The following is a 25,015-nucleotide window of genomic DNA, read 5'->3' on the forward strand; positions in this document are numbered from 1 at the left end:
TCCGGCCCTATGTGTGCCCTCAGCCAGCCACGCGCTCCAGCGCCGGTCCGGCCCCCGGCAGCGGTGTGCGGGTCCTCGCCCACCACACCACGACCGCGCACCCGACGACGCCCACCACGGCAGTGGCCACGCCCCCCGCGGTGAACCCCGCCCTCGGGTGGGCCGCAGCCAGGGCCGGAATCCCCACCATGGCGAGCGTGCCCATCGTCCGGATGACCGTCTGGTCGACCGTCAGCAACCGGCGCCGCGCGGCCGGAGGGAACTGCGCCAGGTGCGTGGACAGCGCCACCGCCAGGAACGGCGACACGGCCCCGTACGCGGCCGACACCGCCACCAGCTCGGCCACCGTACTCACCGACCCGGTCACCGCCATCAGCGCCCCGGAGACGGCCCACGCGGCGCAGTAGAACGCCGGCAGGGACTGCGGCAGCCGGATGTTCCCGGCCACCGCGTTCCCGACGATCGACCCGGCCCCGGTAGCGGCCAGCATCACGCCGTAGGTGCCGACCCCGCCGCCGAGCCGCACCGCCACCAGCGCCGGCATCACGATCGACACCGCACCTGCGAAGATCGCGATCCCGTGGACCACCAGCGCCACCCCGGTCTCCGGATGGGTGCGCATCAGGGCCCGGGCCCGCGGCACCAGACTCGGAGCGGCCGTGGCACCGGCCGGGGTGGTCTCCCGGCGGCGCGCAGTCCCGGCTCCCAAGCCAGCTAGTGCGACGGCGGACACCGCGAACGTGCCCGCGTCCAGCCAGAACAGCCCATCCATCGGCATCACCGCGAGCAGGATCCCGGCCGAGGCGGGGCCGGCGACCCGCGCGATCCGGGCGGTCAGGTCCATCAGCCCGTTCACGGCCTGCACCTCCCCAGGCTGCACCAGGTCCGGGACCAGGGCGCCGAGGTTCGGATCGAACAGTGCCCCGCCGACCCCGAGCAGGCCGGCCGACACCAGCAGCCCAGGCGTTCCGAACGCCTCCCAGGTCCACGGCAGCGCGGCGACCAGCACCATGCGGACCACGTCCACCACCGCGAGCGAGCGCAGTGTCGTGAATCGCTCCATCACCCGCTGGCCGATGGTGCCGAGCACGATGTACGGCGCCGACTCCGCGACGGCCACCAGACCCATCGCCGCGCCCCCGGATCTCTGCCAGGCGAGCCACATCACCGCCAGGGCGTACAGCCGGTCACCGAACACCGACGCCGTCTGCGCACCCCACAGGAGAAGAACCGGCCCCCGCCGCAGCAGCCGCACGTATCGCAAGATCTTTCGCCCTCCGGAAAGCACGAAGTCCCGGCAGCACGCTCGCCACCGGGAACTCCCGTAACCCTAGGGCAAGTTGAAGATCACCTGTCGCAGACTCCCCGGTTGACCCACGTACCCGGCCCGACCGCCGAGTACCGCCCTTGAGCGATCAGGACCCGCGTCGGCCGGCAGCCGGTCGATCGGCCGGGTGAGAGCGCCATCGACAGGCAGATCGAGCGGCGCCGCCGCCCGTGTTTCTACTCCTGCGGGCGCAGGCGGACGTAGCGGACGGTGCCGTGCAGGCCGCTGTCGACGGCGACCTCGACGGATCCCCGCTGACGGTCCACACGGAGCGCTGTCCGGCGGGCGGTCTCGAGCCGTCCGGCGAGGGCGTCGGCGTGGGTCCCGGCCCGGCCAGGGGCTGCCGGCCGGTCAGGATGCTGCGCGCCGTGGGCGTCCGGCGTGTTCGAGGGCGTGCTGGAGTTGGTTGCGGGTCATGGTGGAGCGGTGGGGGATGTCGAGGTCGGTGGCGCGTTTGTAGAGGTCTGCCTTGGTGAGCTGGGAGAGCTGCTGCTTGCCGGTCGCGCTCTTCCTGCGCGCCGTCCCTCTGGCGGCCGTGGCCTTGGCGGAGGTGCTCTTCTTGCCGCCGGCGGCTTTCGGGGCACGGGACACGGGCGCGGCAGCCTTCCGGCCCGCGGGCTTCTGCGTCTTGTCGGTGGGCTCGTCCTTGCGGGCGCTGTCGAGACTGCGGCGCAGGGCGTCCATCAGGTCGACGACGTTGGTGGCCTCGGGCGCGGGTCCGGCGGAGACGGCGATCTCGCGCCCGGCGAGTTTGTCCTCGATGAGCTTCTTGACCTGGTCCTCGTAGGTGTCGTGCCACTCCCCGGGGTTCCAGTCGACGGCGAGCATGCCGATGAGCTGTTCGGCGGTCTTGACCTCCTGCGCGGACAGCTTCATGCCTTCCGGGAGGTCGTCGATCTCGTGGCGGGGGTCTCGGACCTCGTCGGCGAAGTGCATGGTGTGCAGTTCGAGCAGGCCGTTCTCGGACCGGACCGCGGTGAGGTACTCCTTGCCGCGCATGGCGAACATCGCCAGGCCCGCCTTGTTCGCGTGTTCGAGGGCCTCGACGAGGAGGGCGTAGACCTTGGCGTACTCCTTGCCCTTCGGGCCGAGGTAGTAGGTCTTGTCGAAGAAGATCGGGTCCACCTCGGCGAGGTCGACGAAGCCGGCGATGTCGATGGTGCGGGAGCGGCCGGGCGAGATCTGCTCCAGCTCGTCCGGCTCGACGACGACGTACTCGCCCTCGGCGACGGGGTAGCCCTTCACGATCTCGCCGAACTCGACCTCCTTGCCGGTGCGCTCGTTGACGCGCTTGTTGCGGACGCGGTCGGAGGTGCCGCGTTCGAGCTGGTGGAAGCGGACGTCGTGGGACTGGGTCGCGGTGTACAGGGCGACGGGTACGGTCACCAGGCCGAAGGTGAGCACTCCGGTCCACACGGGTCTGGCCACGACGGCCTCCCTTCCTCGCACCACGCCGGTGTCCGCCGCGCGGTCGTGCGGGACGGGTCCACGGCCAGCGTCGCCGCCGGACCGCCGCTTCGCACGCGGTACTGGGCCGACGGGCGCCGCCGCCTGCTGGGCCCCGCTCGGAGGCACGGCGGCGCCCTACCTGGTACCTGGGCAACCACCATCTGCCTAAACCCCGACCGCGCGAGGGTGACGCGCTGCGGTCAGCCGCTACCTGCGCTGTGGCCGCCGGTCTCCAGCCCGCGCAGCTGCTCGGCCGCCTGCCGGGCCGCTTCCCGTGCCCGGCCGGCCTTGTCGCCGGCCGCGCGCGCCTCGGCCTGGGCCGCCTGCACCTGCTCCCCGGCCCGCGCAAGGTTCTCCTGGGCGCGGGCGTCGCGCGCTTCGGCCTCGGCCAGTGCGGCGTGGGCCTGCTCGGCTTCACCTGCTGCCTGTCGGCGGGCCGCCTCGGCGTCGGCGACCGCACGCTCAGCGTCTTTCAGGTGGCCTGCGGCCTGGCTTGCGGCCCGCTCCGCTGCCGCCACCGCATCGCGGGCCTGTTCCTGTTCGCGCAGCCGCTTGCGTTCGGCCGCAGCCTGGGACGCGGACCGTCCCTTCGCCTTGGTGGAGGCCTTCGATGAGGACGCCGCCGGGGGGTTCGCTGGCCGCGACCCACGACCCGACGCGGAAGTTCGCCCCGTACCCCCCTGCGGTCCGGCGGGACGGCCCGGCTCCCCGGCCGGCCCGCCGGCCGCAGCCCCAGGCCACCACACCGGTTCCAGCGGCGCGGTCAGCCGGCCTGCGGCGAGGGCCCGCCCGGCGTCCGGATCGGCGAGCGCGGCACCCAGCGTCCGGTCCACGTCGGCGACGGCATCCACGCCGAGCGGATGCCCGGCCGCCGCCGCATCCTGTTCCGCCTGCCCGGTCAACGCCCGCACCAGAGCCCGGCGCTGCTCGACGAGCTCGCGAAGCTGCTCCCCGGCGAGGTGCTCCTGGGCATCCCGCAGAGCCCGGCCGAGCTCCAGGAGCTGCTCGATCAGGTCGCCGTGCTGGTGGGCGAGGAGGTTGGCGGCCCAGGCGGCCTGGGTGGGCCGGTGCAGCGCGCGGATCCGTCTGGCGAGCTGCGGGTCGGTCTTCTTGAGTTCGTCGGCGCGCTGGTTGCGGGCGGCGGTGAAGTCCTGCGGGGCGAGGCGGTAGAGCTCGTCGGCGACCTGGTCGAAGGTGGGCTCGCTGGTGGTCATCGATTCGGACTGTACGGGCGCCGGGCCGGCCGCGAGGCCATTGCGGGGCTGGAGAGCGCGGACGGCCGCTGCCCGGAGGGCATCCCCGTCACCCCGATGATGGACGGCGCGATCGTCGGGCCAGCTCGGGCGACCTGCGCCAGAGCGCTGGTTTCTGCACCTTCGGGACGGCACCTGCCGCGCCGGCCGCACCGCCTACACCTTGGCGGCTTGGCACGACGGGTTGGCCACGATCTGTGGCTGGACCCTCGGCGCCCCGGACCCTGAGCCGCACGCCGCTGTCAGGCCGGACGGCAGGTCTCGCAGCGGTGGTTGTCGATCGCCGTCACCAGATCGCGAGCCGCCGCCCGCACAGGAGGATCGCTGTCCCGGGTCAGCCGGTCCGCTGCCGTCCTGCCGCTCAGCACGGCTTGGTGAGCGTCCCGCTGCACTTCGGTCCTGGGAGGGTTGCCGTGTTCGAGGACTGCCTGCAGAACCTCGATGACCCCGGGTCGGCAGGTCACGGCCTCGGACACTGCGAGCTCCCACAGAAAGGGAACCGCGGCGACCGTCGCGTCGAAGACAGCCAGCTCGGCAAGCCACAGGCCGAGATCACTAAGGGCTTCCTCGCTGGTCCTCGCATCGCCCCAGGCGACCCGCGACAGCGTGCCGGGAACAGCAGTCGCAGGTCCATATGCATGCTGCAACTCGTGCCACCGAAAGCGGCTCACGCCCTTCAGGATCGTCCCCACCCGCGCACTCCACTCCTGCAGCCCGTCCATGGTTACAAGCGAACCAATTCCACCGCACAGACCGCCATGAGGCGATCCCAGGCGACACATCGCCGAGGGGCGCTCTCAGAACTTGCCAACATTTCCGGCATCACCACCAGGCGACCGCTCTCCAAACTGACCTACAAGCGCTCTCGTTCTCGGCTACGCAGCCACCGGGCCGGCTGCGCGCGGCCGACAGTTCGGACGGCTGGGTGTCGGTGGTGGCCGGGATGCTGGGCGGCATGGACGACGATGCGCTGATGAGGGGCCGGGTGTACGGGGCGGACCACGACGATCCCGATCCAGGGCCGCGGCCGGGCCGCGCCTACCGGGAGCTGGTGGCCGGCCCGCTTGACGGGCTGCTGCTGGACGTGACCGGCTGGAGCCGGGAAGAGCTTGACGACGGCGCGGCGCTGCTCACCGAGATCGGCGCCTATGGCGCGGGCGGGCGCGCTCACTACGGGCCGCGGCCGGGCAACGGCCGGTACTGGGACTGGGAGGGCGACAGTGCCTGAACGTCTGATCGGCCAGAAGGCCGCCACCTGTGGGTGGCGGCCTTCGTCGGCTTTCTCGGAGCGGTCTCACGGTAGCGACTGCCACTGACACTGACAGCGTTGACCGGGTCTTCGGTGGTCGTGGCTCTGCCACTGACAGATGCCCTGCTGGGCCGTCAAAGCCCCAGCCCGGTGCGGCCGCTGGGGTGGCTCGTTGGTAGGGCATGGCGGATGAGGTGGGTGCCGGGCCGGAGCGGGCGCCGATGGTGTGGGCGCTGGCGGTGCGGGAGTCGGCGGCCGGGGCGCCGTTCGCGGAGGTGATCGTGGAGGTCGGCCCCCGACTGCACGGCGACCTGATCGAGAACGTGGTGGACAGCGGGTTCGTCCTCGCGGCGGGAGACCCGCCGGACACCACCGCGGTCGTGGAGATGCGGGGCGATCTGCTGGCGCGCCTGGTGCTGGTGGGCGGCCGGCAGGTCTGGGAGCCGGCCTCGCCGGTCGTCGCCTCGTCCGGATGGCTGTCGGCGGCCGGGGCCCGGGGCGGGGCGGTGGTGATGGTGGTGCCGCCGGGCACGTGGCCGCCCGGGCTGATGAACCTGGCACCGCAGGAACGGATCGACGTCTTCACCCGGCGCCTGGAGGAAGCCCGGGAAGTCGGCCTGGTGCTGCACGGCATCGCCACGCTCGACACCGGCCCGGCCGACCGCTGATCGAACTCGCCGGCGTGCTGCTGTCGCGCCCGCGGGACATGCACCACGGCCAGCATCTCCGCAGCGGCAGATCGCCGCGGCGGTCTCCCGGACAGGCAGCGGAGCTGCGTGGCCGACTACCGTCGGCGGTGATCGTTGGGTGCGAGGCGTGGGCCGAAACGCGGTGCGCGGGCACCGGCGAGGAAGGCGAGTTTGCAGACCCGGTGGCGCTGGCCGGCGTAGGGGGCGAGGAGTTCCAGCATCTCGTCGTCGGTGCTGCGCGCCCGCCCGGTGAAGAAGTGGCCGATGTGGTTGGCGAGGTGGAAGTCCCCAACGGAGACGGCGTCCGCGTCGCCGTTGCTGCGCTGCAGCGTTTCGGCGGCGGTCCAGATACCGATGCCGGGCACGCTCGCCAGGCGGGCGTGGGCGTCCGCGCTGTTCATGGAGGACGCTTCTTCGAGCCGTGGTGCGAGCCGGACGGCCCGCATGATCGTCGCCGAGCGCTTCGGATCCACACCGGCGCGGTGCCACTCCCAGGACGGGATCAGGGCCCACTGACGGGCGGCGGGCGCGACATACAGGTCCGTGCGGGGCCCCGGGGCTGGGTCACCATGACGCCGCACCAGGTACCTCCACGCCCTCCTGGCCTCGGTGACCGTGACCTTCTGCTCCAGCACCGCAGGCACCAGGGAGTCCATGACCAGGCCGGAGGCCCCGAGGCGCAGGCCCGGGTTGCGGCGCTGGACCTCCCGCAGTGGCCCGGGCGGCAGGATGAGCTGGTTGGGGGTGTCGTGGGCGCCGAGCATGGCCGGCAGGCGGTCCAGGAGCCATGGGGCCGCCGCGCCCCATGCGGCTGCGGTGATCTCCCCGTCGGCGGGACGGGCGGTGATGCGCATGGTGCCGGTGCCGCACGGGGTGCGGAAGGCGCGCCACAGGTCGCCGGGTGACCAGGCCGAGACCGGGTCGCCGGCGCCGCGGTGCAGCGGGCCGAGGACGTGGCCCAGGTCGAGCGGGTAGCCGGGGTGCCAGGTACGTCGGAGCGGTTCCACGGCTAGTTCGGCTCCTCTCCGGCGCGGCGGTACCGCCGCGGGTGCGGCGCGCTGAACGCTACAACATCTCTACCGCCGTGACCTGCAGTAATGCAATCAACTCGAACGAGTGAGCGATTAACAGCAAAGCGGAATCCGGCTTCCCTTTTTCGCTCACATGTTCGATTCTGGGGGTATGGAGGCAACACTCGCGGCGCTGGCACCCCAGCTCCAGCTGTCCCGGCCCACCGGACCGCTGGTGCCGGTCCTGCCCGCCCTGCAAGACCTCCTCCCGGAACGAGGACTGCGCCCGGGCGCAGTCGTGTCGGTGACCGGAGGAGGAACGGCGCTGCTGCTCGCCCTGGCGGCCGCCGCCACCTCGGCCGGCACCTGGTGCGCCGCGCTCGGCTTCGAAGGACTCGGGCTGCTCGCCGCGGCGGAGCTCGGCGTCGACCTGAGCCGGCTGGTCGTGGTCGAGGCGCCGCACGAGCGGTGGCCGGAAGTCGCACTCGCCCTGGCCGACGGCTTCGGGCTCCTGCTGCTGCGCGGCGGTCCGCCGCCAGGACCGCTGGCCGAGCGCCTGGCAACGGTGGCGCGGCGCAGCGGGTGCGCGGTGGTGGTGTCCGGCGGATGGCCGGGTGCGCGAGTGCGGCTTCGGGTGGCGTCGCAGTCCTGGGAGGGGCTGGGATCGGGCCGTGGGCGGCTGAGGGCGCGGCGGGTGACAGTGGTGGCCGGAGGCCGGGGTGCGGCGGCGCGCGAGCGCCGGGTGGGCCTGTGGCTTCCGGACGCGCACGGCGCGGTCCGCCTGGACAGCGCGGCGGGCCCGCTGGCGCCGGTCGCTGCCGAGGGCCGGCAGACGTCCACGGCCGCGCCGGTGCCTTCGGGGCGCGGTTCGCTGGTGGTGGTCTGAGATGACCGAGAACTCGCCGCGGGTGCTGGTCGGCTGGGTCCCGGACTGGCCGGTGGTCGCCGTGCTGGGGGCAGAGCCGGAATCGCAGCGACTGGCCGCGGTGGTGGAGCGCGCCCGGATCCTCGCCGCGACCAGCGGGGCGCGGGCGGCCGGGGTACGGCGCGGGCAGAAGCTGCGCTCGGCCCAGGCCCTGCTCGCGGGGCTGGAGGTCTACGAACGCAGCGTCGACGACGAGGCGAAGGCGTTCGAGCCGGTCGCGGACGCGGTCGGCGCGCTGGCCGCACACCTGGAGGTGCTGCGCCCCGGCCTGCTCGCGGTCCCGGCCGCCTCGGCCGCACGCTTTCACGGCGGCGAGGAGCCCCTGGCCGAGCGGGTGGTCGACGCGGTCGAGGCGACAGGACATCCGTGCCGGGTCGGCATCGCTGACGGCTTGTTCGCCGCGCAGCTCGCCGCCCGGGTCATGCGCATCGTCGCGGCAGGGGACAGCTCCCGGTTCCTGGCGCCGTTCCCGGTCGCCGAGCTGGCGGACGCGAAGCTGGCCGACCTGCTGAGCCGGCTCGGTCTGCTGACGCTGGGGCAGTTCGCCGCGCTGCCGGCCGCCGGCGTCGCCGACCGGTTCGGCGCCGCCGGGACGGCTGCGCACCGCCTGGCCCGCGGACTGGAGGCGCGGCCGGTCGTGCCCCGGCCGCCGGGCGTGGACCTGTCGGTCGAGGAGCGGTTCGAGCAGCCGTACACGCTCGCCGAGCCGCTGGTGTTCGCCGCGCGCGGTCTCGCCGAGCGCCTGCACGCCGGCCTCGCCGGGGCGGGGCTGGCGTGCGAGCGGGTCGAGGTGGAGGTCGAGTGCGCGGACGGCAGTACCGCTGCCCGGGCCTGGCGTCACGAGGGCGTGCTGTCGGTGGGGGCGGTGGCCGAGCGGGTGCGCTGGCAGCTGCAAGCCTGGCAGCACCACCGGCTGTTCGAGGAGGCGGCGGGTGGGGTGGTCGCGCTGAGGCTGGTACCGGACGGCCTGGTCCGCGATCCGGGCCGGCAGCTCTCCCTGGCCGACGGCGACCAGGAGGCCACTGCGCGGGCGGAGCGTGCGGTGGCCCGGGTGCAGGCCATCCTCGGCCACACGGCGCCGGTCACCGTGGAACTGGCCGGCGGCCGTGCCCCGGGCGACCGGGTGGTGCGCACCCCGTGGGGCGACGCGCACCAGGAGCGCCGGGCGGACGGGCCCTGGCCGGGCCGGCTGCCCGCGCCGTCCCCTACATACGTTCCGGCCATGCCGCGGCCGGTCCGGCTGCTGGACGCCGACGGCCGGGACGTGCAGGTCACCGCGCGGGCCGAAGTCGCCGGAACCCCCGACCGCCTGGTGCTGGGCCCGGGGGACACGGCGCGGGTGGCCGGCTGGGCCGGGCCGTGGCCGGAGCAGGAACGCTGGTGGGACCCCGCAGAAGCCCGGCGCACCGCACGGATGCAGGTCACCGCCGACGACGGCCGCGCCTTCCTGCTCGCCGTCATGGGCGGGCGCTGGCACCTCGAAGGCGACTACGACACCTGACGGCGACGGACGGCACCGCTTGGGGGAGCTGCCCCTCCACCGGACGGACGCTCCGGCTGCCACCCCGGCCGCCCCGCCCCCGCCCCCGCACCCGGACCACCGAGCACCACCACGTTTCAGGACACGCACGATGAAGTTCAACAGCCACCACACGCTCCCCTGGAGCGAGCTGCACCGGCGGATGACCGGCGCCCGGCCCCCGGCCGCGGACAGCACAGTGGTTCCCTTCCCCGGCCCGGCGCAGCGCCAGGAACCCACCCCACCGCCCCGGCAGGTCCCGGCTGGTGCGGGCTGGGCGGAGCTGCACGTCCACACCACCTACAGCTTCCTCGACGGCGCCAGCGACCCCGCACAACTGGTCGCCGAAGCCGCCCGCCTCGGCATCGAGACCCTCGCCATCACCGACCACGACGGCCTGTACGCGGCCGCCGTGCTCGCCGCCGAAGCCCGCCGCGCCGGCATCGGCACGGTGTTCGGGGCCGAGCTGACCCTGGACGCAGACCTCGCGCCGACCGGCACACCGGACCAGGACGGCGAACACCTGCTCGTCCTGGCCCGCGGCCCGCAGGGATACCGCCGCCTCGCCAAGGCCATCGGCGACGCGCACCTGGCCGGCGAAGGCAAACGCCGCCCCCGCTACAACCGCGACCACCTCAAAGCCGCCCACGACGGCCACTGGGCAGTCCTGACCGGCTGCCGCAAGGGCGCGGTGCGCCGCGCCCTGGACAACGAGGGCGAGGCCGGCGCCGAACGCGAACTGCACACCCTCACCGAGGCCTTCGGCCACGACAACGTGTACGTCGAGCTGACCGACCACAAGCTGCCCGGCGACGACGACCGCAACGACGCCCTCGCCGCCCTCGCCACCCGCACCGGCCTCACGGTGGTGGCCACCACCGCCGCCCACCACGCCACCCCGGCCCAGGCCCGCCTCGCCCAGGCCCTCGCCGCCCTGCGCCAGAACCGCTCCCTGGCCGACGCCGAGCCCTACCTCGCGGCGGCCGGCACCGCGCACCTGCGCTCACCGGCCGAGATGACCACCCGCCTCGCCCCCTGGCCCGGCATCCAACAGAACACGGTCGACCTCGGCCGCGCCTGCGCGTTCGACTTCCGCGACCTCGCCCCGCAACTACCCGGCTTCCCCGTGCCGGCCGGCCACACCGAGGCCACCTTCCTGCGCCAGCTCACCCACCAGGCGGCCGCCACCCGCTTCGCCCCCGGCAACGACAAGGCCCACCGCCAGATCGCCTACGAGCTCGACGTCATCGAACAACTCGGCATGGCCGGCTACTTCCTCATCGTCCACGACATCGTCGACTTCGCCCGCCGCAGCAACGTCTGGTGCCAGGGCCGCGGCTCCGCCGCCAACTCCGCCGTCTGCTACGCCCTGGGCATCACCTCCGTGGACCCGATCCACTACGGCCTGCTCTTCGAGCGGTTCCTGTCGCCGGAGCGCGACGGCCCGCCGGACATCGACCTGGACATCGAGCACCGGCGCCGCGAGGAAGTCATCCAGTACTGCTACGACACCTACGGCCGCGACCACGCCGCCCAGGTCGCCAACGTCATCACCTACCAGCCCCGCCTCGCCGTCCGCGACGCGGCGAGGGTCCTCGGCTACGCCACCGGAGACCTCGACCGCTTCAGCAAGGAGACGGGCTGGCACGAGATGCCTCCGCCGGACGCGCCGGTGCCCGCCGATGTGCGCGAACTCGCCGGCCAGCTCCGCGGCCTGCCCCGCCACCTCGGCATCCACTCCGGCGGCATGGTCCTCACCCGCGAACCGATCGCGGAGACCTGCCCCACCGAGTGGGCCACCATGCCCGGGCGCAGCGTGCTGCAGTGGGACAAGGACAGCGTGGCCGAGGCGGGCCTGGTCAAGATCGACCTCCTCGGGCTCGGAATGCTCGCCGCGCTCCACGACACCTGCGACCTGATCGCGCAGCACCACGGCATCCGCTACGACCTCGCCACCATCCCCCCGGACGACCCGGACGTCTACCAGATGCTGTGCCGCGCCGACACGGTCGGCGTCTTCCAGGTCGAGTCACGCGCGCAGGCCTCCGCACTGCCCCGCATGCGCCCGACCAAGTTCTACGACCTGGTCGTGCAGGTCGCCCTGATCCGCCCGGGCCCGATCCAGGGCGGCTCCGTCCACCCCTACATCCGCCGCCGCAACGGCCACGAGAAGGCGACGATCCCGCACCCGCTGATGGAACGCGCCCTCGCCAAGACCCTCGGCGTGCCGCTGTTCCAGGAGCAGATGATGCAGCTCGCCATCGACTGCGCCGGCTTCACCCCCACCGAGGCCGACCGGCTCCGCCAGGCGATGGGCTCCAAACGCTCCCACGAGCGGGTCGCCGAACTGCGCGAGCGCCTCCTCGCCGGCATGGCCGGGCGCGGCATCCCAGCCGAGGTCGCCGACGACGTCTACACCAAGATCGACGCCTTCTCCAGCTACGGCTTCCCCGAGAGCCACGCCGCGAGCTTCGCGCTGCTGGTGTACGCGTCCGCGTGGCTGAAGTACCACTACCCGGAGGCCTTCACCTGCGCGCTGCTGGCCAACCAGCCGATGGGCTTCTACTCCCCGCTCACCCTCATCAACGACGCCCGCCGCCACGGCGTCACCGTGCTGCCGGTCGACATCAACCACAGCGCCGGCGCCCCCACCCTCGAACCGCTGACACCGGCCGCCGGTGACGGGGAAGGGGCGGCGCCCGGCCGGCCGGCGATCCGGCTCGGCCTGTCGGCGGTGCGCGGCCTCGGCCCCGACCAGGCTGACACCATCGCCGCGGGCCGTCCCTACACCGACCTGGAGGACTTCGCCCGCCGCACCGCCCTGCCCGCCCCTGTCCTCGAAGCCCTCGCCACCGCTGGCGCCTTCGCCAGCCTCGGCGTCACCCGACGCCAGGCGCTGTGGTCGGCCGGACTGCTCGCCCGCACCACCGACGGCATGCTGCCCGGCACCGCCCCGGCGCTCACCGCACCGGCCGGCCTGCCGGAGATGACCGCCATCGAGGAGACCATCGCCGACCTGTGGGCCACCGGCGCCTCCGCCACCGGCCACCCCGTCCAGCACGCCCGCCCCCACCTTCAGCGCTGCGGCGCCCTGACCGCCGCCGACTTCAAGGCCGGCGCCGCCCCCGGCGCGCTGGTCGCCGTCGGCGGCCTGGTCACCCACCGCCAGCGCCCGCCCACCGCCGGCGGCGTCCTGTTCATCTCCCTTGAGGACGAGACCGGCCTCGTCAACATCATCTGCCAGCCCCACGTGTGGGAGCGCCAGAAGCGCGTCGCCCTGCAGAACGCCGGCCTGCTCGTCCACGGCACCGCCGAGCGCCGCGACGGCGCGATCAACCTCGTGGCCACCCGCCTCACCCCGCTCACCCTCGCCCCCGGAAGCAGGAGCCGGGACTTCCGATGAACCAGACCCACATCCCATTCCCCGTGTTCGCGCAGGTCAGCGACCCAACCCCGGTGACCGGTCCGGTCGGCGCGGGATACAGTCAACTGCCGAACCACCGAAAGGGCGCCATGGCCGACACCACCACCTCGCGTGCCCGCAGCGGCAGGCCCAAGGGCATCCGGGTCGGAGACGACGGCCTGACCGAGCGCCAGCGCCGGGTGATCGAGGCCATCAAAGACTCGGTCCGGCGCCGCGGCTACCCGCCGTCCATCCGCGAAATCGGAGAGGCCGTCGGCCTCTCCAGCTCCAGCTCGGTCGCCCACCAACTCGACCGGCTCCAGAAAATGGGCCTGGTCGCGAAGGACCCGCACCGCCCCCGCGCCTACTGCCTCCTCAGCGAGGACCTCGAAGCACCACCACAGCCGGCACCGGACACCGTGACCGTCCCGCTGATCGGCCGGATCGCCGCAGGCGGCCCGATCCTCGCCGAACAGCACATCGAGGACCAGCTCCGCCTCCCCCGCCGACTCGTCGGCGGCGGACAGCTGTTCGCCCTCACCGTGCAGGGCGACTCCATGACCGGCGCAGCCATCGAGGACTGCGACACCGTGGTCGTCCGCCGCCAAGCAGTTGCCGAGAACGGCGACATCGTGGCCGCGATGATCGACGGCGAAGCCACCGTCAAGCGCCTCAAGCGCGCCGACGGCCAAGCCTGGCTCATGCCGCACAACCCGGCCTACGAGCCGATACCGGGCGACACCGCAACCATCCTTGGCAAGGTCGTCGCCGTCCTCCGCCGCCTCTGACCTCCGGGGGGCGGCGGGCCGGCGACGCACATCCGACGATGAGGCGGACCGGCGGTCCGGGCACGCGCGCCGGAGCTGTTGCCGCCGGGCGCGAGCGGGGCGAGTGCAGCGGTGGAGTAGGTCGCCGACTCGTTGGTGAAGTCCCTGCGACCATGCCGAGGGCCGTGGAGACCTCCCGTACCGCGTCGCCAGGTGAGCGGCCCGGGGGCGCGTCGCCCCAAAGGCGTGCGGCGCGCACCCGGGGGTGATCCGGTCCAGGTCGGCGACGGCATGACAACTCCTGCCTGATCCGCGGTGGACCTCTGGCTGGCTGGAGTCCCACTGAGGTTCTTGTGCTGGTTGCTACGGTGAGGCGGGAGCACGACAAACCCGGGGGGTGGCAGTGACGGGTTTTCACGTCAAGCCGACGGACATGCTGCTGTCGTCGGCCGGCTTCACCGATCTGCAGATTTCGGCGGCACAGATCTACCGCGGGATGGTCGGCTCACTTGATGCCGCAGCGGGCATGGCAGGCGATGACGACGCGGGCAAGAAGTTCGGGGCGAAGTACGACCCGGCCGCCCAAAAGGTGGTCGACGCGTTGGCACAGGTGGTCGGTCAGCTCGGTGGCACCGCGAACGGCCTGTACACGATGGCCATCAGCTACCTTCAGGCCGATGCCGAGATCGCAGCCCGGCTGCAGGCTCCACAGAAACTACCGGCCTCCGCCAACCCGCAGTGCGACGAGGAAGCGGCCAAGGCCAAGCTCCAGTCCGCAGTGGGCCACGCCGGGGGCGGGGCCGTGCACGAGATCCTCGCCAAGTTCTGGCCCCAGGGCGACCCGGCGAAGCTGCGCCAGGCCGCCAAGGACTGGAAGCACCTTGCGGAGCTGATCAGCCGGCTCGGCGTCGAGGGTGACAAGCGGGTCCAGCGGGTCAGTGCGTCCAGCAGCTCGGACGCCGTCGACTCGTTCGTGGCGAACTGGGCGAAGGTGCACGACGGCTGCGCCACGTCGGGGCCGTTGCTGAACAGCATCACGAATGCGGCCTACAAGCTCGGTGTGGCGTGTGAGTCCTACGCCCAGGAGGTCGAGGACCTCCGCGACACCTTGGAGAATCTGGCCATCGCCGCCGGCATCGTCGCCGGCGCCGGAATCGCGCTGACGGTGTTCACGTTCGGCCTCTCGGACGCGGCGGCCGCTGGAGGGGAGGCCGCGATCGCTGCCGAGGCCGGCGCGGCCGCGGTCGCCCTGACCGCGGCCATCGAGGGCAGCGCCGAGCTCGCGGTCCTGGCCGAGGCCGCCGCCGTCGTCGACGCGGCAGCAGCGAGCATCATCCCGGTCGGCGCTGTCGTGACCGCGACCGTTGCCGGCACGGCCGTGGTCCTGGCCGGAGCGACCAGTGCGGCCGCCGCCCCCAAACCGCCCCTCTACACGGTCACACCGGGCACGCCGCCACTGCCGCACGATCCGGCAAGCCCCTTCCCCGTCCTGCCACCGCCCCAGCAGGCCGCCATCCAGACCTGGATGGCGCAGCTGGCGGCCGACGGGAGGACCTCCCAGCTGCCCGGACCGAGTGGGACCCTGAAGATCGACAGGCGCCGGGCGTACCAGCTGCGTGTCGCCGGGTCGACGGAGTACCGGCTCTACACCACGGTGACCGACCCGGACGGCCGGGAGCTGGGCATGGACGCCGACGGTGTCCGCCCCGAGGACGGCGCTGCCATCGACGCCAAGTACATAGGCCAGAACAGCAGCTGCAAGTCGCCCTTCCGTCTGGAGAACGCTGACGGCATCTTCGAGTTGGCGTACGAGAAGACCATGGAGGGGGAGGAGAAGAAGCTGGAAAAATACGCTTCCGCGATCAAAGACCCCCGTAACAAGGTCAACCACCTCGAACTGATCACCAACGACTCGAAGGCGTCCGCCTACTTCGAGGCGCTGATGGCCGCCAACAACGTCACCGGCCGTGTCCGGGTCGTTCCCTGACCTGCGCTCGGCGCAGGGCACCGACAGAAACGAGAGCACCTGTGGGATCCGAGTTCTACGTCAGCTCCGACCGAGAGCAGACCGGACCATGGCCGTTCACACGCGAACAGCTGGAGGAGTCCGTCATCAGGAACTGGCCCGGCGCATCGGTGGGCGAGTTCTTCGAAGGGCGTCATCTGGAGATCCAGGTGGAAGTGGAGCCGGGCCAGTTGGCGGAGCTCTCCTTCAGCCTGCGGCATCGCGTGTTCTCCTTCGCCGACCGCGAGCCCTGGTCCGCGCCGCTGACCGTCATCTATACGGTGCTGCGCGAGCTCGCCCCCACTGTCCCCGTGGTCTGGTGGATCGACTACGACGCCACCATGGAACCGCTGGACCTGAGCGCAGACCTACAGGCGTTCATCCGCAGCTTCGGCACGTAGCGAGTTTCGGAGAACTGCCAACTCCCCGACGAGGCAGCAGACTCATGTCCCGTGCCTGCCTCGAAAGGCTGACCCCGGCATGCATGTCCGACCGACCGGAATCGCGGACACGCACAGCATCCTCGCCGTCCATGGTCACCCGGACTATGAGGCTCCTGGTCGGTGGGGGCGGCCGAGTGTGGGAGCCGACTCGGTGGTGAGGGTGCTGCCTCCCGCTGGTCGCCTCGATGCTGGCCGACCTCCAGGCCGAGCCGGGGATGCGGGTGCTGGAGCAGGGGACCGGCACCGGCTCGAACGCCGCGCTGCTCGCCCACCGGCTCGGCGACGCGAACGTGACCACTGTCGAGATCGACCCGCAGATCTCCGCCCAGGCCCGCACCGCACTCGAGCGGGCCGGCTACCGGCCGACCGCCGTCTGCGCGGACGGCTCGCTCGGCTGGAAGGACGGGGCACCGTACGGCGGGCTGGCTCTTCACCCGGGCGGCGGCGTGCCCGGCACGGGTTGACCAGGTCCCTGTGACGCGGCCCGCTGCTCGACATCCAGGCCCGTGCCCCGTCCTGACGGTCGGCCATCCGAGGGCGTCAGGAAGCGATGCGCTCGGCACGCACGCGTGCCGGCCTGCGCAGGGGGCTCGTGGCGGGGGTGGCCGAGGCTGATGGCAGCTCGCAGCGCCCGCCATCGATTCAGGACTCTGAGTATGCGCGAGATGACTATGCGTCACTATTATTGGGTAGGATGCGAACCATCACTGGCGAGGAGCGACCACATGAACAGCATCACGCGCCGCATGAACCGCCGACTGGCCGTGGCCTTCCTGGCGGCCACCGCCCTGGTCACCGCCGCGCCCGACGCGTCTGCGAAGACCCTCCAGGGCACCACGGCCTGCGCCCCCTCTCCCACCTACCACCTGCAAGCGCTGGACATCTACGGCGACTGGGAACGCGCTGCCGAGGTCGACACCTCCATCAACGCCTGCGCCTTCACACCCGCCAACGAGTGGACCTTCGAGGTCGCCCAGGCCGCGCCGAACCGGGGCTACGGGCTCGCCGGCTGGAAGGTCCGCGCCTGGTTCCAGAACCAGGACCAGACCCCCGACTACCGCACCGTCATCCTCAAGATCCGGGTGGACCACTGCTACTCCACCAGCAAGTGCGCCAACGACCTGGCCGCCTTCGACGTCAAGTTCCGCCTGTTCCGTGACGGCTACACCCGGCAGGTCATCACCGACACCTCGGAAAGCGTGCTCGGCGATGCCCACGGCTGGCGCATCGACCCCCGCTCCTGAGCCCCGAGCCGTCCACCACGCAGGAATGAGGCAATGATGCGCTCCGGCCGCCGCACCCCGGGCCACGGCCCCCGACCCCGCAGCGTACTGACTGCCCTGTGCATGGCTCTGCTGGCGGTCGCCACTGCCGCCGCACCCGCCCATGCGGCCGGCTCCGACGACGCCTCGGGACGCCGGGACTACGTCCTGCTGGCCCCCGCGCACGTCCCGCTGACCGAGCCCGGCCACGAGCAGCCACTCGACCGGCTCCTCCGCGACATCCGAAGCATCCCGCCCGGGCCCAACGAGAACCACGCCCCCCGCGCCGCCAGGCGCTCGGGCCAGGACGAGCTCGCCGCCTACGAGTGCCGCGAACAGGACTCGGCCTTCCACGACCAGGGATACGGCAAGTCGCGGTTCGTCACCTGCCAGGCCTTCGAACTCCATCCGGCCCACGTCACCTGCTGGTGGATCTTCTGCTCCGTGACCGGCAGCGCGGACGCCGAGATGACCGACGTCCAGTACGGCCACAACGTGCGCCGCGAAGTCGACGTCGTCCAGGTCTTCGGGAACTGGCGCCTCGAAGGCGACATCGCCGAGGTGCCGCTCAGCGTCAACGTCACCTGCACCGCCCGGCCCGGCTTCGGCCCCTGCGTCGTCGACAGCGGCTTCGGCGGCCCCTACGTCCAGCCGATCGGCCAGTGGGCCGCAGAGGGACTCACCAGCCGCTACTACTCCTTCCGGCAGGACGGCGCCGGCGGCCTCGGCACCGCCCTCATCAGCTACGCCGACCTCGCCGCACACGTCTCGGTCATCGGCGAGGGCGCGGCCAACCCCTACGACGGGCCCAACAGCGGAATCCGCTGCGACTCCGCCACCTACATCGTGAACACCGCAGCCGGCGAGGGCTGCATCTTCCCCTGGGTCACCGAGTCACTGCACATCAGCCACGCCGACTACCCCGAGTCCGCCGACCACATCATCACCGCCCAATACCACCCGGACCAGACGGTTCCCGACGCCCCGAACAAGAACATCCCCGGAGCCCCGGGAGCCGCGCCGCTGCATCGCGTCGCCGACGACGCCGCGATCGACGCCCACCGCAAGGTCTCGGTCGCCGCCTGCGAAAAGTACTTCCCCAACTACGCCCACGAAGGCCTGGACTGCGACGAGTACCCCTTCGCCTCCACCCTTGAAGGCGCCGACGACAACCTCAAGAACTACAGCGTCGAGCCCATTCACGACTGGGACAACCGCGGCGTCGGAGGCAAACTCAGCGCCTTCTACCAGAACCGGCGCATCCTCGGCAGTGACCTCACCAACGACCCCTTCTACGTGCAGGTCGACCCCTGACCGCCACCCCAGAGACCCGATGACGCCCCAGCCCACCCCCGCACCTGCACCGATCGCCGAACTCCGCACCGAGGTCCGCGCCGAGCACCACCTCTTCCACCTCGTCGACACCGCCGCCCTGCCAAGCGGCGAGGCCGACGACCAACCACCCACCCCCCGGCCCGGCCAACTCGCCACCACCGGAACCGGCGCCCTCACCTTCAACAGCGCCCTGTCCGACCACTACCCCCTGATCACCCTCCAGTACTGGGGCGCACCACCCGCACCCCCAACACCTCCGTGGCCCCACCACGCCCAGCACACCATCGAATTCGAGGGCGGCCGGCTCACCCTCACCTCAGGCGTCTCGAACCTCCCCACCAAGGACGCCCTGAGCGTCCCGGCCGGCCGCTACACCCTCACCATCCACCGAGACGACCCCGAACCCACCAGCGAACCCATCCCACACCAGGCCGAACACTGGCTCCTGCGCCTGTGGCCACAGAAGGAAGGCGCCGCCAGTGTCGGTGCCTAGAGGTGTGCCGACGAGTCCGGGCCGCTGACGGCCGACTGCCAGCCCCGGCGACATCGGCCGGCCTGGAGCATCACCGGCGAGGTGCCGGACGACCTGGTCACCGTCGCTGGGGAACTGCTTCGCCAACGCCGCCTTGCACGGCGACCCCGCCCAGCTTCCGGTCCCGCTGCTGATGGAGCCGGACGGGGACCGGCTGCGCATCGAGGTCGACGACCAGGCCGCCGTCCTTCCCCGCCCGGTGACCGGCCCCGGCGATGACCAGACCGTCACCGGCCGCGACTTGCTGATGGTGACCGCCCTCGCCGACCGCTGGGGCACCACCCCGACCGAAACGGGGAAGACGGTGTGGGCCGAGGTCGGCCTGCCGGTGGCGCTTGACCAGGCCGCTGTCGCTGGCACCGCCCGCTGCGAGCGGTCCGGGCCGAATAGACAGCCGCCGCCCCGTGCAGGCGGGATCAGCGGACGTGGTTGAGGAAGATGCGGGACCCGTCGTGGAAGTCGATCGTCGCCCCGTGCCCGACGGCCGGGGGACGGGGCAGGTCGGAGTAGATCTCGACTGCGGAGATCTCGCCCGGGTCGGCGGCGAGGAGCACGGCGACCAAGGCGTGTTCGACCGAGGCCGGGTCACCGGCCGGGGTGGGCACGTCCATGGCAGTGGGCCTGGTGCCGAGGACCGGCTCGGGCTCGGGCTCGGACCACCCGCTGCCGGGGGCCCCGATACCGACCACCTGCCACAGCGAGGTCCGTCCGCCGGCCTCGACGGCGATGCCGTACGGGTGGCGGGTGTGGCCGGTGTCGGCGAAGGCCTTCGCGGCCGTGCCGGGCAGGCCGGCCGCGGCGTCGAGGAGCAACTGCTGGAAGCGGGCGGGGCGCATGAGTGTCCTCGGGGAGCGGGGGTGATCCACCGTAGCCGGGCAGGCCTCGTCGGCCAGCCGCGCCACATCGGGCGATCAGGCTGATGTCGGTGCGGCGGCGTGGAGGCGAGTTGGCTGACGTTTGATCACTCGAACAAATGGTCGAATACTGAGTCTATGACCTCAGCCGTGCCGTTCTCCCGCCCCGCACGCCCCGAAGGGCTGCCCGGGGATGCCGAACGGGCACCAAGGGAGCTGATGACGCTGCCCGGCGCCTCCCGGGACGTGCGCCGGTGGCGGCTGGTGGAGATCCGGCTCGGCGGCCGGTGGCGCCCCGGGCTGCTCACGGTCTGGCGTCGCCCGCCCGGCAGCCCGCGCTGGGTGGTCCACGTGCGGTGGGGCGACGACGCGGCCACGCCCGACGGACAGGCCTGGGGCTGGTTCCTCTATTCCGAGGAGACCATCCGGCCGCTGCCCGAGCCCGCCGGCCCGCCACCTGCCACCGGGCCCTACTTCGGCCGGTGGCGCGACGCCGTGACGGTGCCATCCGAGATGGCCGGCACTTCCGATCCGGCCGGCACGGACCGCTGCTGGCGGCTGGCCTGGGTCCGCACCGCGGGCCGGTGGCACTCCGGCCTCGTCACCGCCCGCCGCCGCCCCGGCCCCGGACCGTGGATCGCCCACGTGCGCTGGGGAGAGGACGCACAGGCCGCCTGGGTGATCGCCGACACCGCAGTCCTTCAGCCCATCCCGGCCGACACCACGCCCGCCCGGCCCGACGAGCAGTCCCCGGCACCGGCCGCGGCCGCCCCCGACCGGGAGGTCCGGTGACCGGCCTCGCCGCCGTCCGCGACCAGGCGCACGCTGACAGCTTCGAACGGCTCGCCGCCCTGCTGGATGCCACCTCCCCGGCGACCCGCGCCCGGCAGGCCCGGGCCACCGTTCTGCCGGTCCTGGAATCGCTCGCCCCGCTGCTCCCGCACGGCGGCCTCGCCAAGGGCAGCATCACCGAGGCCGCCGACATGAGCCTTTCGCTGCCCACCTGCGCCGCACTGGCACCGTCCTCATCACTCCCGGCCCCTGGCCCGGCGCCCAGCTGCGCCTGGACGTGACTGTCAGGGCCTGGTCGGGCCTGGGGGAGAGGCACGGGCAGCTGACCGGCCGGCGGGCGCGGGTGATGGTGTCGGGGCGGGACGAGGCCGGCCTGTGGCAGTGGTGGCGGCCGCCGCGGCTGCGGTGCGGTGCTACCGGTGCGCAGTGGTCCCTGAGGCCTGTCACGCGGCGGCGGGGCGGCGCGTGCATCGTCTTCCTGTTGTCAGGAGGTGACGCCCATGTCGCGCTATTTCTACTCAAACAGGGTGCTAATACCTGTCCATGGCTTCGTCTTTTAGCAGGCCGGGCACGCCGCGGTGGGTTATTTGAAGAAAGACGGACTGATTTTCACGGTTTCGAGGCGCGGAATTCGCACAATCCTGCAACAACCTGCAAAAGATGCCGTTTGTACCGATTCGAGGCATTCGGCTTCAGCAGAACGTGAGGCTATGGTCACGTTCGGGCACGCAGAGCCCCGGAGGGTCGCCAAACCATCCAGCCCGGGGCTCCGCGCCTATACCCAAATTCGAACGAGCCAAGGAAATACTGTGTCTCGATCCCCTCGGCGTCGCCGCGCCAAACCCTCCTCCGACGGTTCGGCCTATGCAGGTGAGCGTAGCAGCGGCTACGAAAACCGATCCGACGTGAACCGGAAAGGCAAGAACGGGACCATGCGCTTCCTCGCGCATATCCCGCTGCCGATCATCCTGATCTCCCAGGACCACCTCCGCGCCCAGACGCCGGCCGAGGCCACGTTCTGGCTGGTCGCCGCCCTCGCGACCGCCACCGCCAGCGGCTTCCACGTCAAGCGGCCCAGCCGCTCCTGACCCACCGGGCCGGCCCGGCACCCCGCCGGTCCGGCCCCGACGGTGGAACGAAATGGGTTGAGAACCCCGGTTCCGTCGCGCAACCGGCGGCTCTGAACCCTTTTCGTGACAGCGGAGAAGGAGAGAAGAGATGGTGAACGACACCCCCGCCAGGTACTGCTTCTGCGGCACCTTCCTGCCCGTCGAACCGGGCCCCCGCAGAGGCCGCCCCCGGGAGTACTGCGACACCGGATGCCGCCAGGCCGCGCACCGCGAACGGCGCAAGGCCGAAGCCCGCGCAGCCCCGAACCCCGAGGACCCGTCCACCCCACCCCCGACCGCCCTGCGCACCGCCCACCCGCCGAACGCCCCCGCCCACGGGAGCGCGCCCAGCCTGGAGGACACGCTCATGGAGATCGTCAAGGACATGCAGGAAGAGCTCCGCCAGCTCGCCCGCTGCCTGTCCGCCCCCGAAACAACACCCCAGGACGCCCTGCAACGCGCCGTCCACATGCGCGCCCAACTCGAAGGGCTCACCGCCGGCCTCGTCGGCCTCGCCCGGGACCGCCGTCTCACCTGGTCCACGATCGGCGAACTCCTCGACATAGGAGAAGACACCGCCCGCCACCGCTTCACCCAGGCCCACATCACCCGCCGGCTCGGCCAGCTCGTCCGCCCCCGCACCGACCAGCCGGCCGCCCCCGCCAAGCCCCCGGTCACCGAAACCGCGCCCCCCGCCAAGACACCCCCGCCCACCGCCCCGCCCCCGCCCGAACCCGGCAGGGCCAGCTACAACCGCCTCGCCCCCGTCCTGTCCATGCTCGCCCGCGCCAGCGACCTCCAACTGCAGACCATCGCCGAACGCACCGGCTGCTCACCCTCCTACCTCTCCCGCATCCTCAACGGAGACCGGGTGCCCACCTGGTCCCTGACCGAGCGCTACGCCCAGGCCTGCGGAGCGGATCCCGCGATCCTGCGCAAGGTGTGGGAGACCGAGCGGCTCAGGGAGACGAAGCCGGCCAGGCCGGTCCCGCCGGTGCCGGCGGAGGAGAGCCCCAACCCGGCCATGGACAAGCTGCTCGCAGCCCTGCGCACCCTCCACGCGCGGGCGGGGAGCCCGCCCGCCTACGAGATCGCCGTGGCCAGCCAGTGGCGCCTGACCCCGGACCAGGTCACCACGATGCTGGATGGCGGAGGAACGGAGGACTGGAAGGACCTGGCGAAGTTCCTGTTCGTCCTCGGCGGCGACCACGGGTACTTCCGCCCGCTGTGGCAGGCCGCCCGTGATTCCGTGGACCGGCTGAAGACGTGCGCGCCCGCAGCGCAGGATCCGCCGCTGCCGCCGGCCGGGGAGGACATCTCCCGTCGGGTGCCCGGCCTCCTGGAGCGCTTCAGCGGTGTCCTCGGCAGCCGGCCGAACCTGTCACCGCGCCAGGAGCGTGTCCTGAAGGCCAAGCAGAAGGCGGTTCTGGCGAGCCTCGCCGAACGGTCCGACAGCCTTACTGGCCAGCCGTCCCACAAGGCGGAGTCGGCAACGCCCAGCGACCAGTAGCCCCTGGTCCACGGCCGGGACCGGCGCAGGACCTCCCTGCCGTCGGTCCCCGCGCTGCGGGGACCGACGGCAGGCGGCCCAAGATGCGGTTCTCGACAGCTGGTGGCGAGTGTGGCTGGGCAGGCCTGGTGGCTACGCGACCTGGTCGTAGCTGACGGTGGCGGTCGGGCAGGATTCGGCGAGGCGGGAGAGTGCCTCGTGCTCGGCGGCGTCGGCGGTCAGTCGCCAGCGGAGCTTGTCGGCCACCCAGTCGACGGTGTACTTGCACCGGTCGTCCGGCACGGGGAGCCAGTCCGCCGGGTCCTTGTCCGCCTTGCTGCGGTTGGAGCTGCCTGAGACTGCGATCAGGCTGTTCGGCGCGCCCTGGTCGTTGGCGTACGCTTCACGGCGCGCCGCCGTCCAGGTGGCCGCCCCCGAGTCCCATGCCTCGGCGAGCGGGACCATGTGGTCGACGTCCAGGTCCTTCGCCGAAGTGATCCACTTCTGGTCGTACTCCGACCACCACCGTCCGCCCGTCAGCGTGCACTTCGGCCCGATCTCGGGTGCCTCCAGCGCCTCGGACAGGATGACCTCCTTGCGGGTGTCGCAGCCGTCCGTGGGGTTGAGGCCCTTGTTCCAGTGCTTGAACTGCTCGCGGCTGTAGCCGTCCCGTGTGCCTTCCGGAGCCTCCTCGATCCAGGACAGTGCCTGGAACAGTGGCACGTTCGCCGCGGAGGAGGGGGCAACGCGAGGGGTGGCCGCGGTCGAACGGGCTTGGGCCGCCCACGCGGGTGCGGGAGTGGCGGAGGCCGGGGCGGCGAGGCTGACAACGGCCAGGGCGAACACGGGCGTGGCCCGCAGCAAGTGCTTGATCACGCACCGGGTCTACCAGGCCCGGCCCGCGGTGCACGGCAGCGTTGTCCGCGCTCTCACCCGGGTGGGGGACGGCTTTCACCGCAGAACCGGTTCGCCTGCCCGTCGCTTGGACTCCCCGTTTCGCCGTTCCGGGCGGAACGAACGTGGTCGCCGCAATCCGCCTGCTGTCACCGCCCGGCCGCGGCTGCTGCCGGGCCCGACCGAAGACCGCGACCGAGTAGGCCGGTCGGCCCGACTATCACGCGGTGGCCGGGCCCGAACGGCGGCAGTAGACCCACCCACGATGTATGCGCACCTAATGCGGTCATCGTGCTACGCATGTGCGATTAATAATGCTGCGCTACATGAGATGTTCTATGCTATCTTTCTTGCGTGGAGGTATGTGATGAGTGAGATCTTTGCGGCGGTCGACGCATTGCTGGCCAAGGCGCGGGACGGCGGGGATCTGCCGGAACCCGTCGAGCGGGAGCGGCTGCGCAAGGCGGCCGGCCTGACCCAGGTCGAGGTGGCGGCGGCCCTGGACACCCGGCGGGAGACCTTCGCCAAGTGGGAGGCCGGTACCGCCCAGCCCCGGGCACCGAGGCGCGGCGCGTACGCCTTCCTGCTTGCGGGCCTGGCCGATATCCACGGCACCCGGGGTCCGGACGGCTGGCTCACCCTCGCCCGCCAGGCCCGCCCCCTCGGCATCGGCACCAGCACCGACACCACGGAAGGAGAGTGAGAGTCT

General features: G+C 72.3%; 25 protein-coding genes. 18 read left to right on the forward strand and 7 right to left on the reverse strand.

Going from position 1 to position 25,015, the window contains the following annotated elements; genetic code table 11:
• Nucleotides 1–19: 19 nt before the first annotated feature.
• The 4 genes from J5Y04_RS31440 to J5Y04_RS31455 form a co-directional block, all read right to left on the reverse strand.
• Nucleotides 20–1,255: an MFS transporter gene (locus J5Y04_RS31440; RefSeq protein WP_307853390.1), complete on the reverse strand. Its 1,236-nt coding sequence runs from the start codon at nucleotides 1,253–1,255 to the stop codon at nucleotides 20–22.
• Nucleotides 1,256–1,678: 423 nt separating this feature from the next.
• A complete protein-coding gene (locus tag J5Y04_RS31445; RefSeq protein WP_209415796.1) occupies nucleotides 1,679–2,755 on the reverse strand; it encodes a Ku protein in 1,077 nt (358 codons plus the stop codon).
• A 221-nt stretch (nucleotides 2,756–2,976) separates the two neighbouring features.
• The gene (locus J5Y04_RS31450; protein WP_209415797.1) at nucleotides 2,977–3,990 is read right to left on the reverse strand and encodes a hypothetical protein; all 1,014 of its coding nucleotides are present in this window, start codon (nucleotides 3,988–3,990) and stop codon (nucleotides 2,977–2,979) included.
• Nucleotides 3,991–4,271: 281 nt separating this feature from the next.
• Nucleotides 4,272–4,751, reverse strand: a complete 480-nt coding sequence (locus J5Y04_RS31455; RefSeq protein ID WP_245205802.1) for a hypothetical protein — start codon at nucleotides 4,749–4,751, stop codon at nucleotides 4,272–4,274.
• A gap of 233 nt (nucleotides 4,752–4,984) precedes the next feature.
• Here J5Y04_RS31455 and J5Y04_RS31460 point away from each other — a divergent pair, with 233 nt between their 5' ends.
• Together J5Y04_RS31460 and J5Y04_RS31465 are read left to right on the forward strand one after the other, a co-directional pair.
• Nucleotides 4,985–5,257: a hypothetical protein gene (locus J5Y04_RS31460; RefSeq protein WP_209415798.1), complete on the forward strand. Its 273-nt coding sequence runs from the start codon at nucleotides 4,985–4,987 to the stop codon at nucleotides 5,255–5,257.
• 203 nt (nucleotides 5,258–5,460) lie between these two features.
• The gene (locus J5Y04_RS31465) at nucleotides 5,461–5,946 is read left to right on the forward strand and encodes a hypothetical protein (protein WP_209415799.1); all 486 of its coding nucleotides are present in this window, start codon (nucleotides 5,461–5,463) and stop codon (nucleotides 5,944–5,946) included.
• A 116-nt stretch (nucleotides 5,947–6,062) separates the two neighbouring features.
• Here J5Y04_RS31465 and J5Y04_RS31470 read toward each other — a convergent pair whose 3' ends face one another.
• Complete coding sequence (locus J5Y04_RS31470; protein WP_209415800.1) at nucleotides 6,063–6,974, reverse strand: DNA-3-methyladenine glycosylase; 912 nt, start codon at nucleotides 6,972–6,974, stop codon at nucleotides 6,063–6,065.
• Between the two features lie 175 nt (nucleotides 6,975–7,149).
• On the opposite strand from J5Y04_RS31470, the gene J5Y04_RS31475 reads away from it, so the two are divergent.
• The 11 genes from J5Y04_RS31475 (at nucleotide 7,150) to J5Y04_RS31525 (ending at nucleotide 19,601) form a co-directional block, all read left to right on the forward strand.
• Nucleotides 7,150–7,863 (forward strand): hypothetical protein, encoded by a 714-nt coding sequence (locus tag J5Y04_RS31475; RefSeq protein WP_209415801.1) that lies wholly within the window; start codon nucleotides 7,150–7,152, stop codon nucleotides 7,861–7,863.
• Nucleotide 7,864: 1 nt separating this feature from the next.
• On the forward strand, nucleotides 7,865–9,403 hold the full coding sequence (locus tag J5Y04_RS31480) for a DNA polymerase Y family protein (protein WP_209415802.1): 1,539 nt from the start codon (nucleotides 7,865–7,867) through the stop codon (nucleotides 9,401–9,403).
• 130 nt (nucleotides 9,404–9,533) lie between these two features.
• Nucleotides 9,534–12,824 carry an error-prone DNA polymerase gene (locus tag J5Y04_RS31485; protein ID WP_209415803.1) on the forward strand — a complete coding sequence of 1,097 codons (3,291 nt, stop codon included), beginning with the start codon at nucleotides 9,534–9,536 and terminating at the stop codon, nucleotides 12,822–12,824.
• A gap of 110 nt (nucleotides 12,825–12,934) precedes the next feature.
• Nucleotides 12,935–13,612, forward strand: a complete 678-nt coding sequence (lexA, locus tag J5Y04_RS31490) for a transcriptional repressor LexA (protein ID WP_209415804.1) — start codon at nucleotides 12,935–12,937, stop codon at nucleotides 13,610–13,612.
• Nucleotides 13,613–13,994: 382 nt separating this feature from the next.
• Complete coding sequence (locus J5Y04_RS43720) at nucleotides 13,995–15,578, forward strand: restriction endonuclease fold toxin-2 domain-containing protein (RefSeq protein WP_209415805.1); 1,584 nt, start codon at nucleotides 13,995–13,997, stop codon at nucleotides 15,576–15,578.
• Between the two features lie 41 nt (nucleotides 15,579–15,619).
• Nucleotides 15,620–15,997, forward strand: coding sequence for a hypothetical protein (locus tag J5Y04_RS31500; protein WP_209415806.1), 378 nt, complete (start codon nucleotides 15,620–15,622; stop codon nucleotides 15,995–15,997).
• A 227-nt stretch (nucleotides 15,998–16,224) separates the two neighbouring features.
• Nucleotides 16,225–16,503, forward strand: a complete 279-nt coding sequence (locus tag J5Y04_RS31505) for a methyltransferase domain-containing protein (protein ID WP_209415807.1) — start codon at nucleotides 16,225–16,227, stop codon at nucleotides 16,501–16,503.
• A gap of 261 nt (nucleotides 16,504–16,764) precedes the next feature.
• A complete protein-coding gene (locus tag J5Y04_RS31510) occupies nucleotides 16,765–17,283 on the forward strand; it encodes a hypothetical protein (protein ID WP_209415808.1) in 519 nt (172 codons plus the stop codon).
• A 102-nt stretch (nucleotides 17,284–17,385) separates the two neighbouring features.
• A complete protein-coding gene (locus tag J5Y04_RS31515; protein ID WP_209415809.1) occupies nucleotides 17,386–18,615 on the forward strand; it encodes a NucA/NucB deoxyribonuclease domain-containing protein in 1,230 nt (409 codons plus the stop codon).
• A 19-nt stretch (nucleotides 18,616–18,634) separates the two neighbouring features.
• Nucleotides 18,635–19,129: a hypothetical protein gene (locus J5Y04_RS31520; RefSeq protein ID WP_209415810.1), complete on the forward strand. Its 495-nt coding sequence runs from the start codon at nucleotides 18,635–18,637 to the stop codon at nucleotides 19,127–19,129.
• 133 nt (nucleotides 19,130–19,262) lie between these two features.
• On the forward strand, nucleotides 19,263–19,601 hold the full coding sequence (locus J5Y04_RS31525; protein WP_209415811.1) for an ATP-binding protein: 339 nt from the start codon (nucleotides 19,263–19,265) through the stop codon (nucleotides 19,599–19,601).
• Here J5Y04_RS31525 and J5Y04_RS31530 read toward each other — a convergent pair.
• Nucleotides 19,585–20,004 carry a hypothetical protein gene (locus J5Y04_RS31530; protein WP_209415812.1) on the reverse strand — a complete coding sequence of 140 codons (420 nt, stop codon included), beginning with the start codon at nucleotides 20,002–20,004 and terminating at the stop codon, nucleotides 19,585–19,587. The two genes, J5Y04_RS31525 and J5Y04_RS31530, sit on opposite strands and share 17 nt — an antisense overlap.
• A gap of 156 nt (nucleotides 20,005–20,160) precedes the next feature.
• On the opposite strand from J5Y04_RS31530, the gene J5Y04_RS31535 reads away from it, so the two are divergent.
• From J5Y04_RS31535 to J5Y04_RS31550, 4 genes are all read left to right on the forward strand, one after another.
• Nucleotides 20,161–20,814, forward strand: a complete 654-nt coding sequence (locus tag J5Y04_RS31535; protein WP_209415813.1) for a hypothetical protein — start codon at nucleotides 20,161–20,163, stop codon at nucleotides 20,812–20,814.
• Nucleotides 20,811–21,095: a hypothetical protein gene (locus J5Y04_RS31540; RefSeq protein ID WP_209415814.1), complete on the forward strand. Its 285-nt coding sequence runs from the start codon at nucleotides 20,811–20,813 to the stop codon at nucleotides 21,093–21,095. The genes J5Y04_RS31535 and J5Y04_RS31540 overlap by 4 nt, the downstream gene beginning before the upstream one ends.
• Before the next feature lie 651 nt (nucleotides 21,096–21,746).
• Nucleotides 21,747–21,902, forward strand: a complete 156-nt coding sequence (locus tag J5Y04_RS31545) for a hypothetical protein (RefSeq protein ID WP_209415815.1) — start codon at nucleotides 21,747–21,749, stop codon at nucleotides 21,900–21,902.
• 130 nt (nucleotides 21,903–22,032) lie between these two features.
• Nucleotides 22,033–23,433 (forward strand): helix-turn-helix transcriptional regulator, encoded by a 1,401-nt coding sequence (locus J5Y04_RS31550; protein ID WP_209415816.1) that lies wholly within the window; start codon nucleotides 22,033–22,035, stop codon nucleotides 23,431–23,433.
• A 132-nt stretch (nucleotides 23,434–23,565) separates the two neighbouring features.
• On the opposite strand, the gene J5Y04_RS31555 is transcribed toward J5Y04_RS31550, so the two are convergent.
• Entirely contained in the window at nucleotides 23,566–24,288 is a 723-nt protein-coding gene (locus J5Y04_RS31555) for an HNH endonuclease family protein (RefSeq protein ID WP_209415817.1), read from the reverse strand.
• 385 nt (nucleotides 24,289–24,673) lie between these two features.
• Here J5Y04_RS31555 and J5Y04_RS31560 point away from each other — a divergent pair, with 385 nt between their 5' ends.
• Complete coding sequence (locus J5Y04_RS31560) at nucleotides 24,674–25,009, forward strand: helix-turn-helix transcriptional regulator (protein WP_209415818.1); 336 nt, start codon at nucleotides 24,674–24,676, stop codon at nucleotides 25,007–25,009.
• Nucleotides 25,010–25,015: the final 6 nt, after the last annotated feature.

It is taken from the genome of Kitasatospora sp. RG8 (assembly GCF_017813315.1).
Classification (GTDB): Bacteria; Actinomycetota; Actinomycetes; order Streptomycetales; family Streptomycetaceae; genus Kitasatospora.

Bases quoted from the DNA above. Each gene is read 5' to 3' on its own strand.
- J5Y04_RS31450 (WP_209415797.1), bottom strand. From the start codon at position 3,990: ATGACCACCAGCGAGCCCACCTTCGACCAGGTCGCCGACGAGCTCTAC.
- J5Y04_RS31455 (WP_245205802.1), bottom strand. From the start codon at position 4,751: ATGGACGGGCTGCAGGAGTGGAGTGCGCGGGTGGGGACGATCCTGAAG.
- J5Y04_RS31460 (WP_209415798.1), top strand. From the start codon at position 4,985: ATGGACGACGATGCGCTGATGAGGGGCCGGGTGTACGGGGCGGACCAC.
- J5Y04_RS31465 (WP_209415799.1), top strand. From the start codon at position 5,461: ATGGCGGATGAGGTGGGTGCCGGGCCGGAGCGGGCGCCGATGGTGTGG.
- J5Y04_RS31475 (WP_209415801.1), top strand. From the start codon at position 7,150: ATGGAGGCAACACTCGCGGCGCTGGCACCCCAGCTCCAGCTGTCCCGG.
- J5Y04_RS31480 (WP_209415802.1), top strand. From the start codon at position 7,865: ATGACCGAGAACTCGCCGCGGGTGCTGGTCGGCTGGGTCCCGGACTGG.
- J5Y04_RS31485 (WP_209415803.1), top strand. From the start codon at position 9,534: ATGAAGTTCAACAGCCACCACACGCTCCCCTGGAGCGAGCTGCACCGG.
- lexA (WP_209415804.1), top strand. From the start codon at position 12,935: ATGGCCGACACCACCACCTCGCGTGCCCGCAGCGGCAGGCCCAAGGGC.
- J5Y04_RS31505 (WP_209415807.1), top strand. From the start codon at position 16,225: ATGCTGGCCGACCTCCAGGCCGAGCCGGGGATGCGGGTGCTGGAGCAG.
- J5Y04_RS31510 (WP_209415808.1), top strand. From the start codon at position 16,765: ATGAACAGCATCACGCGCCGCATGAACCGCCGACTGGCCGTGGCCTTC.
- J5Y04_RS31515 (WP_209415809.1), top strand. From the start codon at position 17,386: ATGGCTCTGCTGGCGGTCGCCACTGCCGCCGCACCCGCCCATGCGGCC.
- J5Y04_RS31520 (WP_209415810.1), top strand. From the start codon at position 18,635: ATGACGCCCCAGCCCACCCCCGCACCTGCACCGATCGCCGAACTCCGC.
- J5Y04_RS31530 (WP_209415812.1), bottom strand. From the start codon at position 20,004: ATGCGCCCCGCCCGCTTCCAGCAGTTGCTCCTCGACGCCGCGGCCGGC.
- J5Y04_RS31535 (WP_209415813.1), top strand. From the start codon at position 20,161: ATGACCTCAGCCGTGCCGTTCTCCCGCCCCGCACGCCCCGAAGGGCTG.
- J5Y04_RS31545 (WP_209415815.1), top strand. From the start codon at position 21,747: ATGCGCTTCCTCGCGCATATCCCGCTGCCGATCATCCTGATCTCCCAG.
- J5Y04_RS31550 (WP_209415816.1), top strand. From the start codon at position 22,033: ATGGTGAACGACACCCCCGCCAGGTACTGCTTCTGCGGCACCTTCCTG.
- J5Y04_RS31560 (WP_209415818.1), top strand. From the start codon at position 24,674: ATGAGTGAGATCTTTGCGGCGGTCGACGCATTGCTGGCCAAGGCGCGG.